Below are 26,993 nucleotides of genomic sequence, written 5' to 3' on the forward strand. Positions count from 1 at the left end.
TGCTTGGAAGCATCCTTGTGTTGAACTGGCTGATCGCGGAATTTAGAGTGATCAGACTTGACACAAGGGTGCTTTTTTGTTTTTTGAACACAGAAATGTTTTACCGTGACCCCAGAATTTCATTCCGCTTTTTCGAAAGTAATAAATAGGCATGCAAAAGTTACTGCCCGGAAAAGGGGGAATTGCTTGGTTTGACGGCCGTTGGTTCAATAAGCTTTTTGCGTAGAATATCTGTAGCCATAACTGTTGAATTTGAGATATTCAACCATTGTAATGAAAGGAAGTGCGCATTATGAAAAGACCTATAGCTCTATTGTTGATCTCGATTATGGTGTTGATGCTGTCGGCGTTTTCGTTTGCAGGAAATGGCAATCCGAAAAAAGATGAGGCGTCAGAGCCTAAGATCAGCGCTTATGTTTTAGACGATCTATTATTTATCACAGTGTGGCTTGATGCAGAACTTGGGGAGGATTTAGAGGGTCTTACGGCAGAAATATTTGAAGAAGATAAAGAAGATCCTGAAGAAAAGACTTCTGAATTTGAAATGACAAGTGGATCTGCTTCGAAAGGGTACAAGTATATTTTTGAAGGAATTGAATATACACCTGTTGACGAGTTCGAAATTAGAGTTACCGCAGAATTTGATGATGCGGAAGATCTAATTTTAACTAAATCTATGGAGCTGAAAGATATAGACGTTGATAATGAAAACATGATGGACGACGATCTGTATCCAGCGGCGCCTGCAATTGCCAACAAACTCTTAAAAGAATACGGTATTCCTAACCGCGTTGGCACCGTCAATCTGATTGCAGCGGTTTCTGCAGCTATGACTGAGAATGAAGAGTTTGCTGATCTTGAGAAAGATGATGAAGACTATGCTGAAGAAGTTGAAGAATTCTTGGTCGACGAACTCAATGAGATTTTTGATACGGGCTATGATGATTTGTCTGATTTTGATGATGAAATTGCGGACTTACAAAAACCAAACATGAAATCCGAAGAAAATAAAATGAATGTAAAGCTCAGCGATTTAGAAGATGATGGCGACGATGAAGATGACGACAAAGATGATGAAGATGATGACGATGATGATGACGATGACGACGAAAAAGAAGACAAAGTCAAAAAAGCAAAACCTGAAAATAAGAAATAATTTTATGAGGCGAGCACATAGACTCGGTTAAACCGTAGTCTAATTGAGGCGCAGGAGCTTTATGGTTCTGCGTCTTTTTTTTTGCGTAATATGACCTTTAAGTCACATGACTTTATGGTCATATTATACCCGAAATTTGACGGGAAAGCATTAAGAATTTATAAAGAGGGACAGGGGCGCATGGTGTGGGACAGGGACGGCCCAGCCGTCCCTGTCCCACACCATGCGCCCCTGTCCCCAACCAAATGTTGCAGCTTGATTTCCGTTCGAAAACCGTCTAAAATAAAATTGAGGTATGGAATGGACGACCATCGGCAGCGCGTCCTCATATTTTAAGGAAGAGGTGAAACCATGTATATTAAGCGTGCCATAGAAGGCACTGTCAAAAACATTTCCGCTACCTTCCCAATACTCCTTATTACCGGCCCCCGTCAGGTTGGAAAGTCGACATTGCTTGAGCATCTTGCGGAACCGGATCGTACCATTGTATCCTTGGATGATCCGGATGTGCGTTATCTGGCCAAGACAGACCCTGCGCTTTTTATGCAAAGGTATACCCCTCCTGTGATGATTGATGAAATTCAATATGCCACGGAGCTGCTGCCTTACATTAAAATGGCGGTTGATAAGTCTAAAAAGAATGGCGACTTTTGGCTTACGGGATCACAATCCTTCGTTATGATGAAGGATGTCAGCGAGACTCTGGCTGGACGGGTTGGAATAATTAGCCTGTTAGGCTTGTCTTCCAGTGAAATTAACCAGATCCCGTCGAGGGAATTCAGTACAGATCCTGAAAGGCTTATGTCCCGGCTAAAAGAAGTCAAGCCACTTAGCTTAAAAGAAATCTACAGTCGTATCCACAAGGGCTCCATGCCGCGGTTGTACACTGATGAGGCTATTGATCTGCAGGCCTATTATCGTTCATATGTAGAGACCTATCTAAAACGCGACATCAAGGATTTAACTCAGGTGGTGGATGAGATGGCGTTTTTTAATTTTATGACCATCGTTGCGGCGCGTACTTCGAAGCCCGTTGTCTATGAAGAGCTCGCCAAAGAATGTGGCATAACTGCGCCAACAGCAAAAAAATGGCTATCCATTCTAATTTCATCTCAGATTGTAGCGCTGGTCCAGCCGTTTCACAGCAATATCTTAAAGAGAATTACAAAGATGCCGGTGCTTCATGTTCTGGACACGGGTTTATGCGCCTATCTTCTGAAATGGCGTGATCCCGAGACCTTAGAGACGGGCGCTATGTCAGGTCCTTTCTTTGAGAGCTATGTCTTTTCAGAAATTTATAAGAGCTTCTTGAACGCTGGTAAAGAACCACCGGTTTTCTACTATAGAGATAAGGATCAGAAGGAGATTGACCTTTTAATTTACGAAAATGGCACTCTGTACCCCATTGAGATAGAGAAAGCTGCATCTCCGGGAAAAGATGCCATTAAGCATTTTAAAGTACTTCAGCCGCTCACAGCCCCGGAAAAATTTGGCGAGCCCCCACAGATGAAGACGCTTATTGGCAGTGGTGCCGTCATTTGCATGGCTAATGATTTGCTGCCGATTGATTCGAAAAACTGGTATGTTCCAGCATGGTTAATTTGATTTAGTTCAAGAAAATGTTCAGAAGGGACAGGTTTAAAATGACTTGTCTCTTTTTGTATGATCTATTCAATTCATAAAGAGTGACAGGGGCGCATGGTGTGGGACAGGGACGGCCCAGCCGTCCCTGTCCCACACCATGCGCCCCTGTCCCCATCCAAATGTTAATTCATTGTGAATTTTCACTTGAGGGGGTTGCAATTTTTCCTGCATAGGCGTATGATCGTGAATAGAAGAGGTCAAGCTGGTCAAAACACCAGTCTTCCTCAAACGAAAGCGTTCAAAATAAACGGCTTCAGCAAATTTTGATTGGGAGGTGACCGGCTGTGAACATCATGAGAAGACATGCTTTAGACGGATTTGTCCACGGCCGTGGCACATAATTCTGAAACGGTATGCAATTATTCCTGCGTTTTCGTTATGAATTTAACAACACCACCTACACAATTAAATATCCAATCAAAATAATAAGGGGTCTTTTTTATGCACAGCACTCTCGCGTTTGAAACCAATCAAATGCTCGAACTCATAGCCATTGTCTTATTTTCTGGTGTTCTCTTTTCAAAACTCAGCAAACTCATTCATATGCCAGACGTCGTCATGTACATACTCGCCGGGATTCTGATAGGCCCAGCGGCCTTCAACCTGATTGACGTCAGCGCCTATCCCGCCGCCAACCAGCTGATCCTAACCTTTGGCGCAGCCTATATCCTGTACGATGGCGGCCGGGAAATCAACCTTAAAGTCCTGAGCAAAGTCAAATTCTCGGTGCTGCTCCTGGCCACCGTCGGCGTTGTCGCCTCCACGGCCATCACGGGCTTCGCGGCGAGCCGGATCCTCCATCTTGACCTGCTGACCGGCCTGCTCTTAGGCTCCGTCATTGCCTCCACCGACCCATCTGTCCTGGTGCCGCTCTTCAAAACCATGAGCATCAGCAAACGCCTCAAACAGACCATCATTGCCGAATCCGCCTTCAACGACGCAGTCGCAGCCATATTGACGCTGACCCTGCTCGGCCTGATCGCCGGCAGCACCTTCTCCCTGAGCGGCACGCTGCTTGAGCTTGGCACCAGCGCCTTTGGCGGCGTGGCTGTGGGCATCATAGTCGGCTTCCCGGCGTCCTACCTGATTGCCAGCAGGAAACATGGCGTGTTCTCTGAGCACCCTTCGGAAATTGGTCTGGCAACAGTGATCAGCGCCTACATCCTGGCCTCCCACTTCCACTTCAGCGGCTTCCTGGCCGTCTTCGTGGTCGGCATGATCTGCGGCAACAAGAAAATCATAGGCCTCTGGGTCCCCGAAGAGCAGTACGAGACCCAGGTCCGCTTTAAAGAAGTCCTGACCCTGATCCTGCGCATGATGATCTTCATCCTGCTCGGAGCCAGCATTGATTTCGCCATTCTCTTCTCGAACCTCGGCGGCGCCCTGCTGGTGGTCGCGGTGCTGATCTTTGTGGCCCGCCCGGTGTCCGTCCTCCTCAGCGTCCTCTGGGACCGTCAGGCCAAGTGGTCCCTCAAGGAAATCCTCTATATGTGCTGGGTCCGCGAGACCGGTGTCATCCCGGCGGCTCTGGCAGGCATGATGCTGGCGGCAAACGTGCCCGGTGCCCGGGTCATCTCCTCGGTGACCTTCGCGGCCATCTTCATCACGCTGACCTTCCAGGCCAGCACGGCGAAGCTTCTCGCACACTGGCTAAAGCTCGAAGAGCTTTCTGCCGATGGTCCCACCACCCCATCCCACACCCCAGCCGACGACGTGACAGATCCCTTCAGTGTTCCCTGCGGGGACGAGCACTTCAGCCGGGACTGCCTGGAAGAGCCCTATCCCGTGTATTTGATGTGATTGTAAGCAAAAAAATTAAAGGACCTGCCTTCAGGCGCGCAAGTATCTGCAGCCCTCGAGGCAGGTCCTATTTGTTTATTTGGTCGGGGACAGGGACTTATGGCGGGGGACAGGTCCCCGCCATAAGTCCCTGTCCCCGACCAAACGTCTGTTAGCTTTTACAACTTTAGCTGATACTTCTGCAGCTTATAATTCAGCGACTGCTTCGAAATCTGGAGTCTGCCGGCTAACTCGGATAGGGAACGGGTCCCATCGGCACGCGCTAAAATGAGGCTTTTCTCGAAGGCATCCATGGCGTCGCTGAGGCTCACGGACTCCGGCGGGAGGGAAGGCGCGGGGGCAGTGGCAGGCGCCTTGACCTGGCTTCTGGCCCCACCATGCACTGGAGACCACGCAGCGGCAGTGCCGCCTATGCCACCTCCAAAGCCCTGTGAGCTGCCAGTGCTTCCCACCTCCAGCGCCGCGGCCTCCACCAGAAACTCCGGCAGATCCAGAGTGCTGATCTGACTCGTCGTGGCAAAGTTGAAGGCGCTCTCAATCACATTCTTGAACTCCCGGACGTTCCCCGGCCAGCTGTACTTCTGAAGCAGCGCCGCGACCTCTGGCGTTACCCCCTGGAGGCTCATGCCATATTCGCCATTGAAAAGCTTAATAAAGTGCTCGGTGAGCAGGGGAATGTCCTCCGGTCGCTCCCGCAGGGCCGGCACCTTGATCTGAACGCTGGAGAGACGGTAGAAGAGGTCCTGGCGGATCTGCTGGCGGTCAATGCAGCTCTGGGGGTGCTCGTTGATGGCGGCAATAATGCGCACATCAAATTTCCTGGGCTCGTGGCTGCCAATCCGGGTGACCTTCTTTTCTTCAATGGCCCGCAGCAGCTTGGCCTGCATGCTGGGGTCCATGGAGTTGAGCTCATCCAGGAAGAGGGTGCCGCCGCTGGCGATCTCAAAGAGGCCGGGCTTGTTCTCGGCGCCGGTGTAGCTGCCTTTGGTGGTGCCAAAGAATATGCTTTCCAGGAGGGTGTGGGGGATAGCGGCGCAGTTCTGGGAAACGAACATCTCACCCCGCCGGCTGCTGCCGCTGTGGATGGACTGGGCCACCAGCTCCTTGCCGGAGCCCGTTTCACCGTAGATCAGCACACTGGCGTGGGCCTTGGACACCCGTACAAGCCTTTGCTTCAGGGCCCGGATCACCTCCGATTCCCCAACAATGTCTTTCACTTCATACAGCCCATCCTTGTGGGAGCTGGTCATGTTGGGAAGGTCAATGAAGTTTTTCAGGGCCGCGTTGTCCAGGTACTTGGAGGTGCTCACCGCGCCTATGATCTTCCCGTTTTCCATGATGGGGAAGGTGTTGTCCAGGACCAGCATTTCGCCGCCGCCCATGTACTCGAGCTTCTGGATCTGGTTGACCGTGGACTCCCCGTAGTGGATGGCCCGGTAGCAGGTAGAATCCTCCGGATTCAGGTTGGGGTAGACCTCCATGGGCGTTTTGCCAATAGAGTCTTTCTCATTCAAATCAAAGCTTCCGGCAAGAAACTGCTTATTGTAAACAATGCGGCACTGGTCGTCGACGATCATGAGGCCATCGACGAAATTTTCGATTTTAGTGATCACGTCATAATAGGCTTCAAGCATGGGAAGACCTCGCTTTCGTTGTGGTTTTCTGGTGTGGGACAGGGACTCATGGCGGGGCCCAGTCCCCCGCCACGAGTCCCTGTCCCACACCACGTTTCCTCCATTATACCAAACTTCACCCCATCCTGCAGTTGTGAAGTAAAAAAATTTTTACTCCCCCAAATCCTTAAGTAATTGTAACCCCCCTGCGGTAGACGCTCCGCCGCCCTGAGTGATATAATCCTGTCGAAGACAAGCAAAGGAGGTGTCCCCCCATGGAACGCGCCATTGACCACAAAGTTATGGAAATTCAAAAAACACCGGAAATGGCAGACGCCTTCATCCGGGACAACGACGCCTTCATCCGCAGCAGCGTCCGCCACTGGCAGAACCGCTCCAGCGCTTCCAGCCACGGAAAGCAGCATATTGGCGACGGCGAAGACCACTACACCATTTCCCTGGAAGCCTTCCACGAAGCCCTCCGGACCTATCATATAGACAAAGGCAGCTTCTACAGCTTCGCCGCCATGGTTATTGAACGCCGCCTCATCGACCACGCCCGAAAAGAAGCGCGGCACCTGAAGGAAATCCCCATTGACCCCAACGTCTTCGAAAGCGGCAGCAGCAGTGGCGGCGAAAACGGGAGCGGCTCCGAAGATGCTCCTCAAGACCAGGCCATGCGCACCCAGGTGCTGCGCCAGCTCACCGTCGAGCCGGACGACGCCCTGACGCTTGAAATCGAAGCCGCCACCGAACTTTTCTCAACCTACGGCTTTTCCTTCTTTGACCTTGCCGATTGTTCCCCCAAAGCCCAAAAAACCAAATCTTCATGCGCGCTGGCCGTCAACTGCATCCTGGAATCGCCTGTCCTGCTTCAGACGCTGCAGCAAAATGGCCAGCTCCCCATAAAAAGTCTCGAAAAAATGTCCGGTGTACCCCGAAAAATCCTGGAGCGTCACCGAAAATACATAATAGCGGCAGTTGAAATAGTCGGTGGGGACTTTCCTCACCTATCGCAGTACATGCGCTTCATTAGAGAGGAGACATCCAGATGAAAGCCGTAATTACAGAGATCAGGGGAGCGAAAGCCGCTGCGCTGCAAAATGATGGCAGCGTACGACTTCTCGACAACAAAAATTTCAAAATTGGACAGGTGATAGAAGTGAAAACAACAAAATGGTATTCGAAAGCAACTTCGTGGGTGGCTGCTGCGGCAGCAGTGCTGCTGGTGACCAGCGGCGCGGTATCCTACGCTTACATGAACCCGGTAACTACCATCAACGTGGATGTCAATCCGTCTGTGGAGATGAGACTTAACACTTTTGATAAGGTCATCAACGCAAAAGCTTTGAATGCCGATGGTGAAGAGATCCTCAAAGCGCTCAACCTTAAAGGGATGGAAAGCGACGAGGCAATTGAGGCATTGATAGAGGCAATGATTGATGACGGGTACCTGAATGAAGAGGATGATACAGCGGATATCGTCATCACAGTCACCAAAAAGAACGAAGAAAAACTTGAAAAGCTGACTGTGGATTTAGATGGCAAGATTAAGGCCTATGTTACAGAAGCCGGCATTGAAGCCGAAGTTGAAGTCCAAGGCGTGGGCGCGGATCGTGTAGCGCTTGCCGCGGCTATCGAAGAGGAAAACGAAGACTACGCCATGACCCCTGGCAAGCTCAATCTGCTGCAAAAGCTGAATGCCGCTATGGATGAGGACGCTGAAGACCTCGACGAAGCTCAAAAAGTCATCGATTTCGTGGACGACCTTCTTGATGACCTCGACAAAGAAGAGCTTTCTGTGAAAGACATCATGAAGGAAATCAAGCGCCTCCGCTTTGAAAACGGCGAGCTCCCTGAAGAGAAAGCCAAAGTAGAGGGCGAAGAAGACGAAGAAGAAATGGATCAAGATAAAGAAAAAGAAGACAAAGACAAAGATAAAAACAAACCAGAAAAACCTGAAGCCGATGATCCCGAAACCGACAGCAGCGAGGACTCTGAAGAAGAAGGCGACAGACCTACAACGCCTCCAGGACTCGAAGGCAAGGATGTCGGAAACGGCAATGGAAATAAAGACAATTAATTGAGATAAGACCACGTCAGGAACCGGCGCTTTGTGCCGGTTCCTTTCTATTTAAAAAGAAAAAAGACCAGGCAATGCATAGTTGATTCCATCTTTGAGAAACTATTTTATGATACGATATGAAAACTGGTTCAATTTGTATATTTTTTATAGTTGAATATAAAAACTTTGGCACATTTAAATCATGACGCCGTAGCAGGATAATAAATGGAGGTAGAGGTGTTGGTGGCGGGGACCATCGGCAGAGCACTGGGCTTTTGGTGGGTGGTCAGGGGGCACAAACTATGATAAAATTGGAAATATTTCGTTTGTGAAATTTTCCAGAGAAGGACTGAGGAGAGCGTGCCCCAGAAGAATCCGAAGAATACTGCGCCGCCGGCCGTGGCCGCGAGTGACAAATTCAAAAACTTTTTTCGCCTTAAGCCGAGGGCTTTTTTATTATGTCTTGCAGCGGCGCTGGCGCTGACGCTAATGAATCCGCTGCATTTGAATGTGGAACAGCAAATTGTTTTTGGCGCGCTGTTCATGGCGGTGCTGAGCTGGGCGTCCCAGGCGGTGTCCCAGACGGTGACGTCCATTTTTCTCTTGATCATGTTTTCGCTGTTTGGCATGACGCCGCTGCAGCAGGTGTTCAAGTTTCCGCTCTCTGACAATTTCATCACCATTGCCATGTCGTTTCTGATGTCTCAGGCTATTGTCAATTCCGGGATTGCGGCGAGGCTGGCGGATACACTGCTGGCGCGGTTTGTGAAAAAGCCTATGGACCTCATATGGGTTGGGATTGCCTCGAATTTATTAATGATGTTTTTGATTCCGCAGCCTTTTTCGAGGACTATTCTCCTGGCAGCCATTTTTGTAGAGTACATCAAGCGGCACAATATTCCGCGGGCGACCAGTGAGGTGGTCATGCTGAATCTCTTTGTGACGGCGGTGACGACGCTGATGATGTTCCTGACGGCGGACGTAATCCTGAATACGTTCGCGGTGGAGATGAGCGGGACGAGCATCAGCTGGTTCGATTGGGCCAAGTGGATGGCAGTGCCAAGCTTCATCACCACACTGATCATGTCCGGGCTTTTGATTCTGATGAACCGTAAGGCGTTTAGCGTTGAGCTCGGGCATCCGGTGGCTCGGGGCAGGCTGGGGGATTCAGATCAGGATTCGGAGCATATTGTGAGCCATAATCCCTTCAGCAGGAGCGAAAAAATAGTGTTGGTGCTGGTCCTGGGCACGGTTGGGATGTGGATGACGGAGAGTGTGCATGGGGTATCGTCGGCATTTGTCGCGGTGGTTTGCGTGGCGGGGCTGGCACTTTTGACGGGGACGCTTGGACATAAGGACATAAAATCCATGAATTTTCCGCTGATGATCTTCTTGACGGCGGCGTTTTCCATTGGGGGTGTCATGCAGTCCAGCGGGATTTCTGAGGCCATGTTTTCCGTGTTTAAAATGGACGGACTGGTGGGCACGGGCTGGTTCGCACCGGCCATCATTGGACTCAACATGATGGTGCATCAGCTGGTGGGAAGTACGGTGACGTCGCTGTCTATAAGCGTTCCGGGGCTGCGGGCTCTGGCGGGGGCCACCATGAACCCCATTGCAGTCATGCTGATCTCCTATGTTACGGTGAACCTGCATTACTATCTGCCATTTCAGCAGATCGTTTTGCTGGTTGGCCTTGAGCACTACGGGCCGCGGCACATCCTCAAGATTGGGGTCGTCATGACGTTCTTGACGCCAGTGATTGTAATGCTGCTGTTTATGCCGTGGTTTCAGTTGGTTCAGTGATGTTTTTTGGTGGGGGACAGGGACATGTGGTAGGGGACAGGGACGGACCAGAAATCTGGTCCGTCCCTGTCCCCTACCAACACCCCAGGCAATTTTCTCCCTTTTCCATTCCCAGAAAAAGTGTTACTCTAAAAATATCACCATATGCCATCACACACGCTGGGGGTACTTATGATCAATTACCGTTCTCTCACAGACATTGTCTATGACTATATTTCAGAACAGATACGGAACAAAGCGCTGAAAGCCGGAGAAAAAATCAATGAAAATGTCATTTGCGACGCCTTAAAGATTTCCCGGACTCCTGTCAGGGAAGCCTTGATTCAGCTCAGCAAAGAAGGCTATATAGAACAGATCCCCAGACGGGGCTTTGTTGTCTGTGAAGTGACCTTGGAGCGCGCCAACAACATCTATAAGATTATTGGTACCCTCGAAGCCCTGGCCGTCACAGACTGCCTTGAGCAGGGCAAAATTCTGGACCTTGATGCCATGAGGCAGCTCGCCCATCAAATGGATGAGGCTATTGACCAGAAGAATTATGATCTCTACTATAACCTTCAGAACCGCTTCCATAGCACTTTTATTGAAGCCAGTGACAATGAGGACCTGATCCGCATTCTGGGAAGTCTCAAGAAAATCTTCATCAAGCAATCCTACAACCCCACTGATTCCGAAGAGCTTTATCAGGAAGCCCTGCGCATGACGAACGAAGAGCACTGGAAGATCCTCGAGCTTTTCGAGGCAGGGGATGCAGCTGCGCTGCGCCGCTTCGTCCGCGACGTTCACTGGAATGTCAAATATGCGGATATGGAGATTGTGATTTGATAAAAGCAGGCTGACCCTAAAGTCCCGAGAGGCTGAGGGCCGAGGCCTGTTTTTTACGAACCGGGAAAAGCTGGACTGGGCCAGAGCCCCGCTTTCAGCAATATTCAAGATAAGTCGGACTGAGCTGAGAGTGCCATTGTCAGTAAACCGAGACACGCCGACCGGACCAAGAGGTCTTTATAACTGAAAAACGAGACATTAGGACTGTTCATAAGCCCTTCAGCGTTCACGCCGAAGGGCTCTTTCAATGGGGGAAACCGGCGCACGGCCGTCGCGGCGGTTTCGACCTTTGATACGAGCAGGGGGGCGGCGCGGAGCAGCGCCCCCGTCTTTAGTTTTCAGAAAATTCGATTAACACCTTGACGCCGTCTTCAAATAAGTCTACAATGAAAGAAATCCATATATAATATATAAAAAACAACAAAAATACAAAACGCTTCATACCACCATCCAACCTGACAAGGAGAGATCAGCATGCACTACGGAAGCCAATCCATGACCGGCAAACTAAAAACAGTATTGATCAAGCACCCCGAAGCCGCCTTCAAAAATCAAAACACCTTGAACGCGGACTACGAAGCCTTTGGCTACATAGGCGCGCCAGAATACGAGATCGTCCTTAAAGAGTACGCGGCCTTCGAAGCCGCGCTCAAAGCCGAGGGCACCGAGCTCCTCTATCTGCCGGAAGAAGCCAGCGTGGGCCTCGATTCCATCTATGCCCACGACCCGCTGAAGGTCACGAAAAAAGGCGCCATCTACTTCCCAATGGGCAAAGCCCTCCGCTCGAAAGAGGCCGCCGCGACCCGGAGCTTCCTCGAAGCCAACGGCATTCCAACCCTTGGCGTCATTGAAGCCCCAGCTATGATAGAAGGCGGGGATATCGTTTGGCTGGATGAGCGCACGGTGGCCATCGGCAGAGGCTACCGCACCAACGACGCAGGCATAGAGGCCTTCCGAAAGCTGACAGAGGGTATGGTGGACGAGATCATCGTCATCCCCATGCCTCATGCCGATGGTCCCGACGCCTGCCTCCATCTCATGAGCATCATCTCCATGGTGGACCAGGACCTGGCAGTGGTGTATTCCAAATACATGCCGGTATTCTTCCGGGAGCTGCTGCTGAAGCGCGGCATGACCCTGATCGAGACGCCGGACGCCGAATATGACTACCTCGGCACCAACGTCCTTGCCATCGCGCCCCGCGTAGCCATCATGGTGGAGGGCAACGACGCCGTCAAGAAGGGTCTCGAGGCAAACGGCGCCAAAGTCTACACTTATCTGGGCAAAGAGGTCTCCTACCGGGGCACTGGCGGCCCGACCTGCCTCACGGCACCCATCTGGCGGGCATAGCTGCCAACAATCCCAGGAGCGTGATGACAATTGGAAACCCTAAAAGCAACGAATCTCAATTACATTCAAGCCATTGACCCTGAAGCAATTGAAAAAATATTTTACCCTTATGTGGCCATCAATTCCGAATCCGGAACGCCGGCAGAAAACGCAGCCAGCGCCTACGTTTACAGACACTTCAAGGACCATCCTTATTTCGTGAAGCACCCGGAGCACTTTGGCCTTTATAAAGTTGCGCATGACCCGCACCAGAGGGAAGTCGCGTGGGCCATGGTCAAAGGCAGCAGCAACAGAACCATTGTTATGGTCCATCATTTTGACATCGTGGAAATTGAAGACTTCAAAAATCATAAGGCGTTCGCCTTCAATCCTGAAACCCTCCTCGCGTCGCTGGCAGAGGACCCTGAAGCGATCAGCGAGGAGGCCATGGCGGATTTAAAATCCAATCAATGGATCTTTGGCCGTGGCTCAGCGGACATGAAGGGTGGCGGCGCCATTCAAATGGCCATCATGGACGCCTATGGCCACCAGGAGGATTTTGACGGAACACTGATTCTGATCGCTGTGTCTGATGAAGAGAATCTGTCGGGCGGCATGCGCTCTGCCGCAGTGCTCCTGGATGAGCTAAAAGACAGATACCAGCTGGAGTACATTCTGATGATCAATTCAGAGCCACATCAGCGAAAAACGCCGGAATGCGGGATGCTGTCCGGTGGATCCATCGGCAAAATCCTGCCCTTTGTGTATGTGAGGGGGATCCTGGCCCATGCAGGCAAGAGCCCGGAGGGCTTCAACCCAGTCCAGATCCTAAGCGAAATTGTGCGGCGAACGGAAATGAATCCGTCCCTGGCGGATGTCGCTGAGGAAGTGGGGGAGATGTCCCCGCCGCCGACCTGGCTGATGGTGCGGGACAGCAAGACGACCTATGACGTCTCCATGCCGCTGACGGCCTTTGGATGCATCAGCTTCCAGCCCCTTTCCAGCATGCCGGATCAGATTATCCGCACCCTGGTGGATATGGCGAGGTTCTCCGCTGAAGAAGTTGCCGCCCGGGTCAACGTGGCCGCAGACCTTTATCACAAGCATACGAAAAGGCCTAAGCGAACGGTTCGGTGGGCGCCGGAGGTTCTGACGTTTTCAGAGCTGATTCAGCGGTGTGAAGCACGCTTCGGAGAACGGTTCCATGCCTTCTATCAAGACGCTCTCAAAAAAGAAAATGATAATATGTACAGTGGCATTGATAATCATGCGGAAGCGACCTGGAATTTGCTGGACAGCATCCTCGACTTTTTAGGAACGGATCAGCCGATGGTCATCATAGGCGTCGTCCCGCCATACTACCCAAGTGTCTCTTACCTCGACCGGGCTGAGCACACGGAGGTCGTCCTCGGACTGAAGCAAGCGCTCAACGCGCTGACGACTGAGAACTACGGCCAGTCTTATGACCTCGAGGCGTATTTTACAGGAATCTCAGACTTAAGCTATGTCTCCTTAAAGCCGGAGGAGGTACAGACGTTGGAGGTTGCTGTCGCAGCTCAGATGCCACTTTATGGTGATTTTTATGCCATTCCTTTCGAAGCCATTGCCAGAAATGCCATGCCGTGCATTAACATTGGCCCATGGGGGAAGGATTTCCATAAAATCAGTGAGCGCGTGTTAAAGGAGGATCTGCTGCACAGAACGCCGGCAATGGTTCTGAAAGCCATTGAGACCATGTTGGGTAAGGCGGGTGAGGCGTCCGTCCCCGCTGCTGAAACTCAGAGGATTCATGACATTTCATAGGACTTGTCTTATGGAATGCTGCAATGAAAAAACAACTTAATCTTTAGGAGGAATTCACAATGTTCAAGCATACTATCGTACGCCGCCCGGCGAAATCCATGGTTGAAGGCATCACCTCAGCACCCGAGCTTGGCAAGCCTGACCACGCCCTGGCACTGAAACAGCACGACGCCTACATTGAAGCCCTTAAGGCCTGCGGCGTTGACGTTCTCGTCCTCGACGCCCTCGAAGATTATCCGGATTCCTGCTTCGTGGAAGACGTGGCGGTCTGTACCAGAGCAGGCGCCATCATCACCAACCCAGGCGCCGCGTCAAGAAATAAGGAAAAGGATTATATTGTAGATGCGGTGAAGAAGTTCTATACTGAGGATCAAATGGCTTACATTACGGCCCCGGGAACGTTGGATGGCGGCGACGTCATGATGGTGGGCGACCACTTTTATGTGGGCCTCTCCGAGCGCACCAACGCTGAAGGCATCGACCAGTTCACCAAGGCCCTGGCCAAGTTTGGCATGACCTGCGAAGCGGTAGAGATGAAGGAAATGCTCCATCTCAAGACGGGACTGGCGTATCTTGAGAACAATAACTTGATCGTTGGCGGTGAGTTTATCACTACGCCTGTGTTTGAGAAGTTCAACAGACTGGAAGTTTCTGAGGATGAAGCCTATTCCTGCAACTGCATCTGGATCAACGACAACGTGATTGTGCCGGCGGGTTACCCTAAGACCCAGGCTAAGGTAGAAGCGCTTGGCTACAATGTCATTGTCGTCGATACCTCTGAATTCAGGAAGCTCGACGGCGGGTTAAGCTGTCTGTCACTGAGGTTTTAAGGCTGTTTGGTTGGGGACAGTCCCGGCCTGAAGTTTTGGCCGGGCCCAGTCCCCGCCTGAAAGTTTGGTCGGGCCCAGTCCCCACCTGAAAGTCCATCCAACCCCCGTTCCAAATCCAAATGCTGAGGAGGCAAATGTATGACGCAAGCTATGATCGAGTATATCGTGTGGGAGGTACTTTGGGGAACGCCGCTGGTTGTGACCATTCTGGCCATAGGCATCTACCTGACCGTTCGAAACGGGTTCTTCCAGTTCCGTTTTGGCGGCTTCGCCTTTAAGGAAGCCATCAAGGCCTTTACCGGAGGCGGCAAAGACAAGAAAGACAACGCCGGCGTCATCTCGTCCTTCCAGGCCATGAGCCTTGCACTGGGGACGACGGTTGGCGTCGGAAACATAGGCGGCGTGGCGTCAGCCATTGCCATAGGAGGCCCAGGTGCCATCTTCTGGATGTGGGTCGCCGGTGTCCTCGGCACCGTCATCAAGATGGCGGAGATCTCCCTGGCCGTCCACTACCGCTCCCATAACAAAGACGGTTCAGCTTACGGCGGACCAAACTACTACATGAAAAAAGGCATAGGCATCCAGAAGAAAATGCATGGCGTGGCAAAATTCCTGAGCGCGTTGTTCGCCTTTGGCTTCATGGTCGGCTTCTTTATCAACATTCAGATTTATACAGTAGCAGAGGCCATTGCCACAACCTTCAGCTTTGACATGGTCCCAGTAGCTATTGGCTTCACTATAGTCCTTTACCTCATGATTTCCGGTGGCCTGAAAGGCCTCGGCCGCATTGCAGAGTTCATGGTTCCCTTCATGGTCGTCTTCTATCTTGGCGCAGGCATTTTTATTATTCTTAAGAATATTGCCATGGTACCGGGAAGCCTTGGACTCATCTTTGGCAGCGCCTTCACAGGCACCGCTGCAGTGGGCGGCTTTGCAGGCGCGGCATTCTCACACGCCATCAAGACAGGTATGGCCCGTTCGGTCTTCTCAAACGAAGCGGGCTGGGGCTCAGCGCCTATGGTCCACGCCTCGGCTAAGGTCGATCACCCGGTCAAACAGGGCATCCTGGGCGTCTTCGAAGTCACTGTGGACACCCTCTTTATCTGCTCCATAACAGCATTGGTCATCATGGTCACAGGCCAGTGGAGCTCCGGTCTCGCAGGCGCAGAACTGACCCTCACGGCCTTCGAAACGGGTATTGGCACCGCAGGCCGCATAGTCCTCGCCATTGGCACCTTCCTGTTTGGCATCACCACCGCCAGCGGCCTCTTCGCCCAGATGGAAGTCGTCATGCGCTTCCTGGTGGGAGACTCCAAGAAAAAAGACCTCGTCCTCGGCATCTACAAGTGGACCTATCCGCTGCCAGGCCTCGCGCTCGTCATGATCGCCGTCTACTACGCGTTCCCTGGCACGACCGTGTGGCTCTTCTCCGACATGTCCACGGCACTGCCAATCTTCGCCAACGTCGTGGCCCTCGCCATCCTGAGCCCGAAATTCTCAGAGCTCCTCAAGGACTACAAAGCCCGCGTTATGGGCATAGGCCAGGTGGATCCAAACTTCAAGGCCTTCTATGAAGATCAGCCAACCATCACCAAAACACAAAAAGAAGCTTAAATCAAAAGGGACGGTTCCTGGCGATTCCATGGGGAATCAAAGGGGACGGTTCATAGCGATTCATATACATGGGACACACGGGGGACTGTCCCCAACCATATGTCCCTGTCCCCTAAAAAGGAGAGTCCCTGTAACTGACAAAAGCGTCAGTGACAGGGACCTTTTTTTGGTGTGTCATAGTCCCCAACTGACACAAAGGGGACGGTTCCCAGCGATTTCTGTGTGGGGGACATGAACCGGGCTCTTTTATTTGGCTAAAACAACCTTATCCCTCAGAAAACAAAATGGTCTCCATTGCCCATTTCCACTGAAAAATACCAAGCTTCTGCCGATGGTCACACCAAAAAAAACCTCTCCCCATCCCTCACTGCGTCGTCTCAGCCTCCCGAAGATCCGGATCGTTGTCATACCCACGCCGCTCCCAGTAGCCCAAGGGCATTCAAAGGGGACGGTTCCTGGCGATTCCATGGGGAATCAATGGGGACGGTTCCTAGCGATTCATATACATGGGACACACGGGGGACTGTCCTCAACCATATGTCCCTGTCCCCTAAATAGGAGAGTCCCTGTCACTGACAAAAGCGTCAGTGACAGGGACCTTTTTTTGGTGTGTCCCAGTCCCCAACCACGCGTCCCTGTCCCGCACCAAAACCCCTACGCTCCAAAAAGGAAAAATACCAAGCTTCTGCCGATGGTCACACCAAAAAACACCTCTCCCCATCCCTCACGGCGTCGTCTCAGCCTCCCGAAGATCCGGATCGTTGTCATACCCACGCCGCTCCCAGTAGCCCAAATAATCAGGATCATCCGACAACTCAATTTCGTCCACCCAGCGCGCCCACTTATAGCCCAGCTTGTCCTCCGCTACGACAATGAAAGGATATCCCAGGGCAGCCGGCAACTTGATGCCATTTGCGTTATAGGCCAGCAGCATATCCCGTTCCAGTATGGTCCCAAGGGGCATGGAAGTTGAGTAGTCATCCACACAGTGAAAAATCACCGTCACCGCTTCTGGCAGGATCTCCGCTGGTTCAAGGAGCTCAGAAATTCTTGCACCCTCCCACAAGACGGTGGCGTCCCACCCCTCAACGCAATAAAGCGTAATCAGACGCTCTGCCGCAGGCAGTGCAAGAACGTCCTCATAGGTATAGACTATAGGCTTCTCCACCAGACCTGTGATCTGAAGCTGATAGTTCTCAACATTAACCTGCTGAATACCACTGATGGAATTATCCCGAGGTCCTATAGACGGATCCAGACGGACCCCTTCGTACTCCCGGATTTCCAGCTCCTGATAGCGCTTTTCAGTGGCGCTTGAGATCCCATCAGGGCTGGTGTCAGGCTCAGTGCCATCATTCATATTACAGGCGGTGACAGCGAAAAGCGGAATTAACAGCAGCAGGAACAGGGGGAGTCGTCTCATAAGCGTGCCGTTTGTGTTCATAGCCTGAGTCTCCTTTCGGGTAAACCGTTTACATCAGTTACGAGTCAAATATTTGCCGATGGTCAACGAATCCACTTCCACAAATCTCATTTCACCATTTTTACCCATCAAACCTTAAAACCTGCTGCAAGTCACTCGACTTTATTCTCAAAAACACTTTGAACAAGCCTCATGCGGGTATAATATAAGTACCCAGTAAACATAACAATGAGAACAAATTATACAAAAATCATGCGTAGACTAACGAGGAGGGCGAAAAGAATGAATCTCCGCTACACTGCGAAACGTCCAATTTTCTATTTCCTTCTGAGTTTGATGCTGTGCGCTGGTATGATTTCTACCGCGAATTTTTCCAGCTATGCAGAGTTTTCCAATAGCTATGCAACAAAGGAGGAACTGCGATCGAACAGCACCGACTACCGCCTCGTCACTTTTACAGATGTTCTCGAAGACACCTGGTACAAAGACGCCGTAGACTTCCTAACCGCCCGCGGCATAGTGGCAGGGGTCGGCAATGAACGCTTTGACCCTGAAGCCCCAATCAAACGCGCGGACTTCGTGATCCTCATGATCCACGCCTTTGGAATAGTACCAGGCATAGGGGAGACTGAGAGTTTTGCAGATGCCGAAAATGCTTATTACACGCCGTACCTCGATGTCGCAAGGCAGCTCGATCTCATCAGCGGGGCAGGGGAGAACCGTTTCGAGCCTGAAGCGGCCATCACCCGCGAGGACATGCTGGTCATGCTGGAGAAGACCATGACCTTTGCGAAGTGGGAGATCCCAGAGAAATACAACTATAACATCCAAAACTTCCTGGATGCAGATACCATTTCAGATTACGCAAAAACCCAGTTCCAGCGCTTTATCAACGCCGGCTGGCTGGCAGGCTACGACAGGCAGCTTATGCCGCAGAAGTCTATGACAAGGGCAGAAGCCGCCCAGTTGATCTACAACATCCAAAAATGACACAAAGGGGACGGTTCCCAGCGATTTTCATTAGGGGACAGGGACTTATCACGCGTGCCTGTCCCCAACCATATGTCCCTGTCCCCAACCAAACCACCCCTTCCCAATCCCGTTTAAATATGCTATTCTGTTGATGTAACACCCCAACAACTTCATAGTCTTATCAAGAGTCAGGGTAGAGGTTCAGCTCTATGACCCTGCGCCAACCTGCTGTCAAGTAAGGTGGTCCAGCTGAAAGCGATAAGGAGGGATTACAGATGACATGACTTCTTTTGCTTAAAGAAGTTTTTTTCGTTTTTTGAAAAAGCCTTTGGCCCTTAAGCCTCAGGCCCTAAGCCCCAAGCCCCAACCAAAAACACTCAAACCAATTAACCAACAAACCAACCCCCAAGGAGGCCTCCCCATGAACAATGAAAATAACGCCAATACCAACAACATCAATACCAGCACCAGCACCAACAACACCCCATCCCCATCCACCCCACGCTACAAACGCGTCCAGGGCGGCAACAGCTGGGCCAGCGCCATGTTCAGGTTCACCGCAGACAGCCTCACCTACGCCTCCAGACTCACCGCGAACCTCGACCGCTACCACTTTGGCCACCAAAACCACCTCACCACAGAGACTGCTGCCGATGGTCACGCCATCACCCTCTACTGCCGCGGCATACAAATCACCCAGCTCACCCCCGAGGACATAGAAATCCTCCGCGCCACCGCCGCCTACGCCTTCGAGGACCACCTCATAGAAAAATTAAGATCAAAGAGCATCCCCGAAGCGTTTAAAATCCCCCTCAAAAGGGAAAAAGGGCAGTGCGGGCAGCAAAGCCCATCATCTTCAGAGCTCGAATAGTAAACTTCCATATAAATATCTAAACCACCGCTGTCTATCACCCAACCACGACCACCCTGCACACACCCCCACCACGAAAGCGAGGCCCCGCCCATGATCCGCAAACTCACCGAAGCCGACCGCCAGACCACCCTCGACTTCCTCCTCCAGGAACCCGAAATCAACCTCTTCGCCATAGGCGACATAGAGCAGTACGGCTTCGAGACCCCCTTTCAAGCCCTCTGGGGCGACTTCGAGCCGGACACCGACCGCCTCCAGGCCGTCCTGCTCCGCTACGAAACCAACTACATCCCCTACTTCAAAGACCCCCGCTACAATCCCGCCGTCTTCGCCGCCATCATCCTCTCCGACTCAGACTTTCGCATCCTCTCCGGCCGCCAGTCCCTGGTCAATACCACCCAGGCCGCTATAGCCCGCGCCGCCCGGGAGCTCGGCCAACCGGAACCCACCTACATTGAAAAGTCCACCTACTTCTGCAAGCTCGATTCCACCAGCCGCCTCGCCCCAGAGACCTTCACCCCAGAAGGCCACACCCCAGCCCCCAAACGCGCCACCCCGGACGACGCCCCCCGCATCCTCCACCTCCTCCGGGGCATCGACGAATTCAGCGCCACCCTCACCATCACCGAAGCCCGCCTCAGGGAGAACCTCAAGACCGGCGCCGCCCGCATTTACTTCATCGAAGACGAAACCCAAAACCTCCTCACCGTCGCCCAAACCACCGCCGAAAACTCCCTCTCCGCCATGATCGTAGGCGTCGCCACCCACCCGGACCACCGCGGCCGCGGCCTCATGACCGCCAACCTCTCCGCCCTCTGCCGCGACCTCCTCGCCGAAGGCAAAATCCTCTGCCTCTTCTACGACAACCCCGCCGCCGGCGCCATCTACCACCGCCTCGGCTTCGAAACCATCGACCAGTGGCTCATGCTCATCCGCCGCTGACCACTCAAGGGGGCCCTTGCAATTATTACAAATTGGGGGTATAGTAAAATCACAACCAATTGAGAACGGGTATCAACAAGACTATCCATCAACCACCTCTCAACTGGCCTTCACAAAGAAAAGTGGTGAACCCAAGATGCCAAGCTCCCAAAATTCAAAAATGTTTTTGCCGATGGTCACCTTAGCCCTCCTCCTCACCGCAGCCCTCACCCTGAGCGCCTGTACACAGGAGGTCCCACCTGCCAATCCCCCAGAACCCGTCCCGGCTGAGCAGCCCGCCGCATCCATAGCCGAGCCAGCCGCCGAGACCCCAACCAACACGCTTCCACAAGCCACCGAAAAGGTCTTCGTCCCAGCCGGCGCCGACGCCTGGCGGGACTACAGCTTCGAACCCGCTTCCATTGAAACCTGGACCAACGAAGAGGGCGACCAGATCCTCGACGTCTGGGTCCGGATAGACTACAAAAACAACCCCGGCACCGCCGTCCGCGACGAGCAGCAGTGGCACATCGATTTCGCCAACAACCGCTACAAAGTCTCCGACAGCTTTGCCTTTGACGCCGATGGCAACTACTGTGAAACGTGACATCTCGCCTATGAGGATGTCTCGTGGAGAGATCCAGCCAATGGAACCCCAGGCGCCATAGTCCTGGCAGCGGTATTGGAATATGTGGGATAGTTAAAGTAGAAGACCAAAGATGTATTACAGGATAACAAAAAGCGCCCCTTTGGCTGAAGGAGCGCTTTTATATCTTTTGACTTAGCCTATCTAAAACATTAACTACTCATAAGTTGACAACTCATGAGTTGACAACTCGTAAGTAGATAACAACGTTGTTAATCAATCAAATCATATAGCCTTGTCATTTTATAAATAAATGAACTCCAATCTGGATTTTGCATCTTCTCATAATTGGTTAAGAAATATTGGTATTTATAAAACATTTTAAGGTCCTTGTTAGTCGATAATTTTTTAGCATAAAGACAGAAGATGAGCTCATACATTATTTCCCTCCCCTGAGAAAAATGCTTCAAATTCGTCAATGTCCTCGTTTGAAACATTGATATGAAAACCAAATTCCTCAGGGGTTCTGTTGAAGAGGCTCAGTGCAGCTGCAAACTTATCCTCATCTATCAAGTGATCCTCAAAATTCCGAATGATTATTTCTATTTCCTTTGCCGATGTCCCAATTTTATAAGTTGGATCATTTAACTTAATAAAAGTATCCTGGTCAATAGCTTGTCCAAGCCGCCCATATTCACCATTAAGATCCCTTTCGTTGATGTCATAGAATTCAACTAACTGTTCGTGTGTTATCGCACTTATTTCATACAGTCGCCTGACGACGGACCTGTAAGGCAAATACCAATGACACTGCAGACGAGCGATCAATCTCAATAAAGTATTTCGACTTATATCTTCCAATGACGTTTGTTTGAACTCTTCCAAAATCAAACTTTTTAAACAGGTTTCAGGCAAAAGAAACTCAGCAGCAAACCGGTTTGCCATATCTTCAATTTGATTATTATCGCTTTCAATTCTGCTAAGATGGGAACCGGTCTTCGTACAAAAATGGTAAAGCTCGTGGGCGATTGAGAAAATCTGATTATCTAAATAATCTGCAGTATTTAGACCAATAAAGGCAAACCTTTCATTATTTTCCTCAGAGTAAATCATAGCAGCGGAAAAAGCTGGCTTGCTGTTTTTCGAATCAATGGGATACTCTAATAGCGCAATGCCTAAAGTATCAAGAATTGAAAAGACATTATAACCAATGACGACGTCACCAACATAACCAACAGATCTTCTCAAATCTCTGGATAGTTTAATAATATGGTCAAGTTGAAGATCACTTAATTCCACTTTTTTCATAATCACATAATCTCCTCAGTAATTTTTGCTGTCTGAGTGACAACATCATTTTAAAAAGTTGTTCTACACCTTCTTTTTCATTTTCACTATAGGTCTCGCTGCGGAGCGCTGCAAAAGCATTATCTTTTTTGCTCTCAATAAATAGATCGGTAATTTCAAAACCGAGAATATCTGACAAGACTTCTATTTGATTAATAGACGGCATAAAGTCTTCTCGTTCAATTCTCCCAATCATTATTCTGTTAATCCCAGTCAACTTTCCAAGCTCTTCTTTGGTAAAACCTTGCTCAGTACGAAGTTTTTTAACATAGTCAGCAAGAATCTTAGTCGAAAGTATTTTCATATGATCAGCCTCTTTCGTTTTTGTTTTGCTGTCTGAAACTATTAATAACATAATCGATCTTATTCCTATCTTTAAAACTATTATACTCCTATTTTGAAATAAATGATAACGTTATATGTGATGATCATAATAACTAATTGAATTTTGGGGGGGTACATATAAAGAAACTCCCCATAGAAAGGAGCCCACCCACCATGTCCTCCAAAGACCTCGAATTCCTCCTCTCCACCCGCCACGACAACGGCTCAGACTTCTGGGCCACTCCAGAAGGGAAAATTGGTGTCGGTGGACCATTTGGTACCATGGCCGCGCTGACTATTATGAGTGAGCTGGAGGTGCCAAGTACCCATGAAGCGGTCATCGGTGCCGCAAGCCTTGTGATCCAAGCCATCCGTGATGACGGCAGAGCCCGGATCGCGCCAAAGGGTGCCATTTACCCCTGCCATACAGCTGCAGCTGCAGCGGCGCTGTGCAGAAATGGCTTCGCTCAGCACCCACGAGTTGTCCTGATGCTTAAGTATCTCCTGGAAAACCGGTATGAGGACGGCGGCTGGCGCTGCAACAAATTCATATGGGGAAAAGGCCCGGAAACTGAACACTCCAACCCCGGCGTCACCCTATGGGCACTGGATGCCTTCCGCTGCGCTGGTTACAACAATAAAGAAACGAGCCTGGACAGCGCCGTCGAAACCCTCCTCGACCACTGGACAGTCCGGAGCCCCACAGGCCCATGCCATTTCGGCATAGGCACACAGTACATGAAAGTGGAGTATCCCTTCCTCCGCTACAACCTCTTTTACACTACCTATGTGCTGTCCTTTTATGACGTCGCCAAATCAGATCCGCGCTTCTTGGAAATGCTCGACGCCCTCTGCAAAAAACTGGACGGGCAGGGGAGACTCATAGTAGAGCGCCCAAATGCCAAGCTGGCAAAGCTGGACTTCTGTAAAGCCGGCCAGCCTTCGGAGGTGGCGACCCGGCGGTATCAGGAGATTCTGTTGAATTTAGAAAAGTGACAATTTCCATGGCGGTTCAGCTGGAATTTTTAAGTCAAGAGCCCCAGAGATCAATTCCAAAAAAACCAAAAACCACCCCCACAATCAGCGAACTTCAGCTGAATGTGGGGGTGACGCTTTGTTTTCCTGATTACTTTCCCTTAAGCCCCACCGCAATCACCGCCGTGATCGGTATGGTCAGCACCAGCCCTATCGTTCCCGCCAGGGACCGGACAATCTCCGTGGCAATCAAGTCCAAATTGATAATTCCCGCCAGTGGCGTATCATAGGCCATAAAGATCAGCAGCAGGGGAATGGAGCTGCCGGTATAGGCTAAAATCAAGGTATTACTCATAGTGCCCATAATGTCCTTGCCTACGGTCATCCCCGCGCCAAACAGCGCCTTGCTTTTCAGTAAAGGATTCGCCCGGTGCACCTCATCAATGGCCGAGGACACAGACATAGCCACGTCCATGACAGCGCCCAAAGCCCCAAGCAAGATCCCTGAAAACATCAGCTCTTTAAAGTTGAACTGGGTTCCCTGAGGAATATACATCAGCATCCCGGCTTCCTCACCGGATAGTCCCGTCAGCCGGACCATGGAGCCCACCCCATACGCCAGGACACCAGCAATGATAACCCCCAGGGTCGCACCAATCATGGCGGCAAAGCTCTTGCGCCGGACGCCGCTGATCACCAGATAGGTGACAATGTTAATAATAACTGCGATCCCTACTGTAATCATGATAGGACTGTAGCCTGCCAGCAGGGCAGGAAGGAGTACCTTGTATATCAGCGCTAAAGTAATCCCAAGGGTCACAATGGTCTTGACGCCCTGCATCCGGCCTATCGCCACCAACAGCAGTAAAAAGAAGGCCCCCAGCCAGTAAATATACGTGTCCCTCACATAGTCGGAGACATAGATCACAAAATCGCCATTATCCAGGTACTCCTCAATATGAATCATAACCTTGTCGCCTTCCTCCACCGGCAGCTCATAAATGTAATTGCCGCTGAGGACGTTAATGGTTTCGGTGATCTGGCCTTTAAACTTACCTGTCAGAATCTCAAGCTGTACCGTCTGCTCCAGATTGATCTGCTCTTCCGGTGCGGGGATCCGCTCTACCACGGACAACACCCGAGCCTTTTCTGTATGGGTGACAAAGGTGACTTCTTCCTCACCGCCAGACTCAACGCCACCAGTCTCATCATAACCTGCTTCAGAGCCGGCATCCCCCTCAGGCCAGGTCTCAGCACCTTCTTCCATAAAGGCCTCCGCCTCAGAAGCGCTTTCAGGCGCTACCGTCTCACCCCATACTGGCCCAAGCCCTATGGGGATCAAAAGCGTCAAACTCAGCAGTAAAATCACCACTGCGTCCATTAATCTCATGCTTCTTTTCTCAACTGCGTTAATACGCATAAAATCCACCTCACATTGCCTCTATTGTAACACCGGAGCCTGATACGACACAAGAAAGTCAACAAATTGTCATCACTACAAACTGACAGATAATCCTGTACAAAAATCAATACAAATATTATGTAAATAAAGGAAGAAATATAAGGATATCCCTATAATTTTCTTTACATGGCTTACGAAAACCGTTACAATCAAAATCGGGAGGTTACATTTTCTTCCAGTCTTATGTCAACGTCTGCGACTTTGGATCCAGGGAGGTGATCCGGGAAGGGTAAAGCAGTAAGCAGCAACCAGCAACCGCACACCAAGTATCAACGCTTCAAAAGACAGTAGAGACGGACACAAAGTAGTGAAACACAACCACTTGCAGCTATCATTACAGAAGGAGTGGCAAAAAATGCACACTAACCGTCCAAAACAAAAATGCTCGATCCTCTCTCTCGTCCTCAGTATGATCATGATTTTAGGAAGCGTTTTACTCCCCACAAGTCTTGCTGCCTCGGCCCAAGCTCTGCCAGAGAACACCACCCACTGGATCAAGCAGTCAAAAGAGGTGTCAGAAGCCTGGCACCCCTTGATTGATGAGCTCCAGGACCTCGGTCTCCTGGACACCCCTATGACCCGGAGCACTTTTGAAATCCTCATCCAGGAGAGCTTTGACGGCCTGGAAGCCTACAGGATCCCCGCTGGCTCCGAGGCGGAGCGGGAGCAAACCGCAACACTTTACATCACTCGCATGGAGGGTGCGTTTTATCTCCACCACCTCCTGAAAGCGGAGAACATCCTCGAACAGCAGCTCTACACCGACCAGCCGGAGATCCCGGACTGGGCGCTCAAGTCCGTTCTGGGAATGACTCAAAAGGGCATCTTCAAGGGCTTCCCCGATGGTTCCTTCAAAAGCCACCAGTGGCTAACCCACGCCGAGGCCATCTGCCTGGTGGCAAAATCTCAGCAGCACTGGATGAAGGACGGGGTCACGGCAAAGGTACCCAGCCCAAGTCCGGAACCAAAGCCTCAACCGGAACCTCAGCCAGAGCCAGAGCCAGCACCTCAGCCTGAGCCAGAGCCCCAGCCTGAACCAGAGCCAGAGCCCCAGCCTGAACCAGTGCCCCAGCCCGAACCAGTACACACTCCAGACGGGGAACTGGACTACACAACGGATGACGCTATAGACGTCATACCACCGCCGTCAAATCCTGAGCCGGAACCGGAACCCGTTCCAGAACCAGAGCCGACTCCAGAACCTGAATCTCCTGAGCCCGTTCAGCCCGGCCCAGTCCCCACCCACACCGCTGAAATAGAGCTCATCCTGCCGGAGCGCATCTACATAGTGGCAGGAGATGCTCTGGAGCTTTACCTCATTGACCCGGATCTGAACACAGATCCGGAGGTGGTCGAAACCGTAGAGCTGCTGCTTTGCTCTTTCGATTACTACGAGACCATGATCACCCTTACAGAGATCAGCCCGGACAGTGAGCGCTTTTTAGCCTGGATCAAGCCGGTCTTTGAGCCAGGGGAGGATCCGTTTGAGTTCAGGGTCTGGGAAGAACAAATTTCGTCCGCGGAGCTATATTATTATGATCCTGTGGACGTCACAGGGAAGACGAATGTGCTTAGGTCCATTTCGTTTGATATTGTGCCGTATGATACATTGCCGAATGATTAAACA

General features: G+C 51.1%; 22 protein-coding genes. 17 read left to right on the top strand and 5 right to left on the bottom strand.

Annotation, left to right across the window (positions count from 1 at the left end):
• Positions 1–292: 292 nt before the first annotated feature.
• The 3 genes from BLP63_RS13485 to BLP63_RS13495 all read left to right on the top strand — a co-directional run bounded on the left by BLP63_RS13485 (position 293) and on the right by BLP63_RS13495 (position 4,600).
• A complete protein-coding gene (locus BLP63_RS13485; protein WP_092592440.1) occupies positions 293–1,156 on the top strand; it encodes a hypothetical protein in 864 nt (287 codons plus the stop codon).
• Between the two features lie 351 nt (positions 1,157–1,507).
• The gene (locus tag BLP63_RS13490) at positions 1,508–2,761 is read left to right on the top strand and encodes an ATP-binding protein (protein WP_092592442.1); all 1,254 of its coding nucleotides are present in this window, start codon (positions 1,508–1,510) and stop codon (positions 2,759–2,761) included.
• 480 nt (positions 2,762–3,241) lie between these two features.
• Positions 3,242–4,600, top strand: coding sequence for a cation:proton antiporter (locus BLP63_RS13495; RefSeq protein WP_092592444.1), 1,359 nt, complete (start codon positions 3,242–3,244; stop codon positions 4,598–4,600).
• 158 nt (positions 4,601–4,758) lie between these two features.
• Here BLP63_RS13495 and BLP63_RS13500 read toward each other — a convergent pair whose 3' ends face one another.
• Complete coding sequence (locus BLP63_RS13500) at positions 4,759–6,234, bottom strand: sigma-54 interaction domain-containing protein (RefSeq protein WP_092592446.1); 1,476 nt, start codon at positions 6,232–6,234, stop codon at positions 4,759–4,761.
• A gap of 254 nt (positions 6,235–6,488) precedes the next feature.
• Here BLP63_RS13500 and BLP63_RS13510 point away from each other — a divergent pair, with 254 nt between their 5' ends.
• From BLP63_RS13510 to BLP63_RS13545, 8 genes are all read left to right on the top strand, one after another.
• On the top strand, positions 6,489–7,268 hold the full coding sequence (locus BLP63_RS13510; protein ID WP_092592450.1) for a sigma factor: 780 nt from the start codon (positions 6,489–6,491) through the stop codon (positions 7,266–7,268).
• A complete protein-coding gene (locus tag BLP63_RS13515; protein ID WP_092592452.1) occupies positions 7,265–8,296 on the top strand; it encodes an anti-sigma-I factor RsgI family protein in 1,032 nt (343 codons plus the stop codon). The genes BLP63_RS13510 and BLP63_RS13515 overlap by 4 nt, the downstream gene beginning before the upstream one ends.
• A 342-nt stretch (positions 8,297–8,638) precedes the next feature.
• Positions 8,639–10,084, top strand: a complete 1,446-nt coding sequence (locus BLP63_RS13520; protein WP_092592453.1) for an SLC13 family permease — start codon at positions 8,639–8,641, stop codon at positions 10,082–10,084.
• 171 nt (positions 10,085–10,255) lie between these two features.
• Positions 10,256–10,909 (top strand): GntR family transcriptional regulator, encoded by a 654-nt coding sequence (locus BLP63_RS13525; protein ID WP_170829460.1) that lies wholly within the window; start codon positions 10,256–10,258, stop codon positions 10,907–10,909.
• Between the two features lie 474 nt (positions 10,910–11,383).
• Positions 11,384–12,259: a dimethylarginine dimethylaminohydrolase family protein gene (locus tag BLP63_RS13530; RefSeq protein WP_092592457.1), complete on the top strand. Its 876-nt coding sequence runs from the start codon at positions 11,384–11,386 to the stop codon at positions 12,257–12,259.
• A gap of 30 nt (positions 12,260–12,289) precedes the next feature.
• Positions 12,290–14,041, top strand: coding sequence for a M20/M25/M40 family metallo-hydrolase (locus BLP63_RS13535; RefSeq protein ID WP_092592459.1), 1,752 nt, complete (start codon positions 12,290–12,292; stop codon positions 14,039–14,041).
• 59 nt (positions 14,042–14,100) lie between these two features.
• The gene (locus tag BLP63_RS13540; protein WP_092592461.1) at positions 14,101–14,871 is read left to right on the top strand and encodes a dimethylarginine dimethylaminohydrolase family protein; all 771 of its coding nucleotides are present in this window, start codon (positions 14,101–14,103) and stop codon (positions 14,869–14,871) included.
• A gap of 138 nt (positions 14,872–15,009) precedes the next feature.
• Positions 15,010–16,485 (top strand): alanine/glycine:cation symporter family protein, encoded by a 1,476-nt coding sequence (locus tag BLP63_RS13545; RefSeq protein WP_092592463.1) that lies wholly within the window; start codon positions 15,010–15,012, stop codon positions 16,483–16,485.
• Between the two features lie 724 nt (positions 16,486–17,209).
• On the opposite strand, the gene BLP63_RS13550 is transcribed toward BLP63_RS13545, so the two are convergent.
• The gene (locus BLP63_RS13550; RefSeq protein WP_092592465.1) at positions 17,210–17,929 is read right to left on the bottom strand and encodes a molybdopterin-dependent oxidoreductase; all 720 of its coding nucleotides are present in this window, start codon (positions 17,927–17,929) and stop codon (positions 17,210–17,212) included.
• Between the two features lie 261 nt (positions 17,930–18,190).
• Here BLP63_RS13550 and BLP63_RS13555 point away from each other — a divergent pair, with 261 nt between their 5' ends.
• The 4 genes from BLP63_RS13555 (at position 18,191) to BLP63_RS16740 (ending at position 21,279) form a co-directional block, all read left to right on the top strand.
• A complete protein-coding gene (locus tag BLP63_RS13555; RefSeq protein ID WP_170829461.1) occupies positions 18,191–18,898 on the top strand; it encodes an S-layer homology domain-containing protein in 708 nt (235 codons plus the stop codon).
• A gap of 403 nt (positions 18,899–19,301) precedes the next feature.
• Positions 19,302–19,751: a hypothetical protein gene (locus BLP63_RS13560; RefSeq protein ID WP_092592468.1), complete on the top strand. Its 450-nt coding sequence runs from the start codon at positions 19,302–19,304 to the stop codon at positions 19,749–19,751.
• A gap of 93 nt (positions 19,752–19,844) precedes the next feature.
• A complete protein-coding gene (locus BLP63_RS13565) occupies positions 19,845–20,693 on the top strand; it encodes a GNAT family N-acetyltransferase (protein WP_092592470.1) in 849 nt (282 codons plus the stop codon).
• Between the two features lie 16 nt (positions 20,694–20,709).
• Entirely contained in the window at positions 20,710–21,279 is a 570-nt protein-coding gene (locus BLP63_RS16740) for a hypothetical protein (RefSeq protein ID WP_139159836.1), read from the top strand.
• 411 nt (positions 21,280–21,690) lie between these two features.
• Here the strand turns inward: BLP63_RS16740 and BLP63_RS13575 are convergent, their stop codons facing one another.
• The gene (locus tag BLP63_RS13575) at positions 21,691–22,566 is read right to left on the bottom strand and encodes an ImmA/IrrE family metallo-endopeptidase (RefSeq protein WP_242870919.1); all 876 of its coding nucleotides are present in this window, start codon (positions 22,564–22,566) and stop codon (positions 21,691–21,693) included.
• Positions 22,544–22,909 carry a helix-turn-helix domain-containing protein gene (locus BLP63_RS13580; RefSeq protein ID WP_092592474.1) on the bottom strand — a complete coding sequence of 122 codons (366 nt, stop codon included), beginning with the start codon at positions 22,907–22,909 and terminating at the stop codon, positions 22,544–22,546. The genes BLP63_RS13575 and BLP63_RS13580 overlap by 23 nt, the downstream gene beginning before the upstream one ends.
• Positions 22,910–23,103: 194 nt before the next feature.
• Here BLP63_RS13580 and BLP63_RS13585 point away from each other — a divergent pair, with 194 nt between their 5' ends.
• On the top strand, positions 23,104–23,925 hold the full coding sequence (locus BLP63_RS13585) for a hypothetical protein (protein ID WP_092592476.1): 822 nt from the start codon (positions 23,104–23,106) through the stop codon (positions 23,923–23,925).
• A gap of 130 nt (positions 23,926–24,055) precedes the next feature.
• On the opposite strand, the gene BLP63_RS13590 is transcribed toward BLP63_RS13585, so the two are convergent.
• Positions 24,056–25,324, bottom strand: a complete 1,269-nt coding sequence (locus BLP63_RS13590; protein ID WP_207646477.1) for a YibE/F family protein — start codon at positions 25,322–25,324, stop codon at positions 24,056–24,058.
• A 397-nt stretch (positions 25,325–25,721) separates the two neighbouring features.
• Here BLP63_RS13590 and BLP63_RS16915 point away from each other — a divergent pair, with 397 nt between their 5' ends.
• Positions 25,722–26,990, top strand: coding sequence for an S-layer homology domain-containing protein (locus tag BLP63_RS16915; protein WP_092592478.1), 1,269 nt, complete (start codon positions 25,722–25,724; stop codon positions 26,988–26,990).
• The last annotated feature ends 3 nt before the right edge of the window (positions 26,991–26,993 follow it).

The sequence above is a fragment of the Acidaminobacter hydrogenoformans DSM 2784 genome (genome assembly GCF_900103005.1).
Classification (GTDB): Bacteria; Bacillota; Clostridia; order Peptostreptococcales; family Acidaminobacteraceae; genus Acidaminobacter; species Acidaminobacter hydrogenoformans.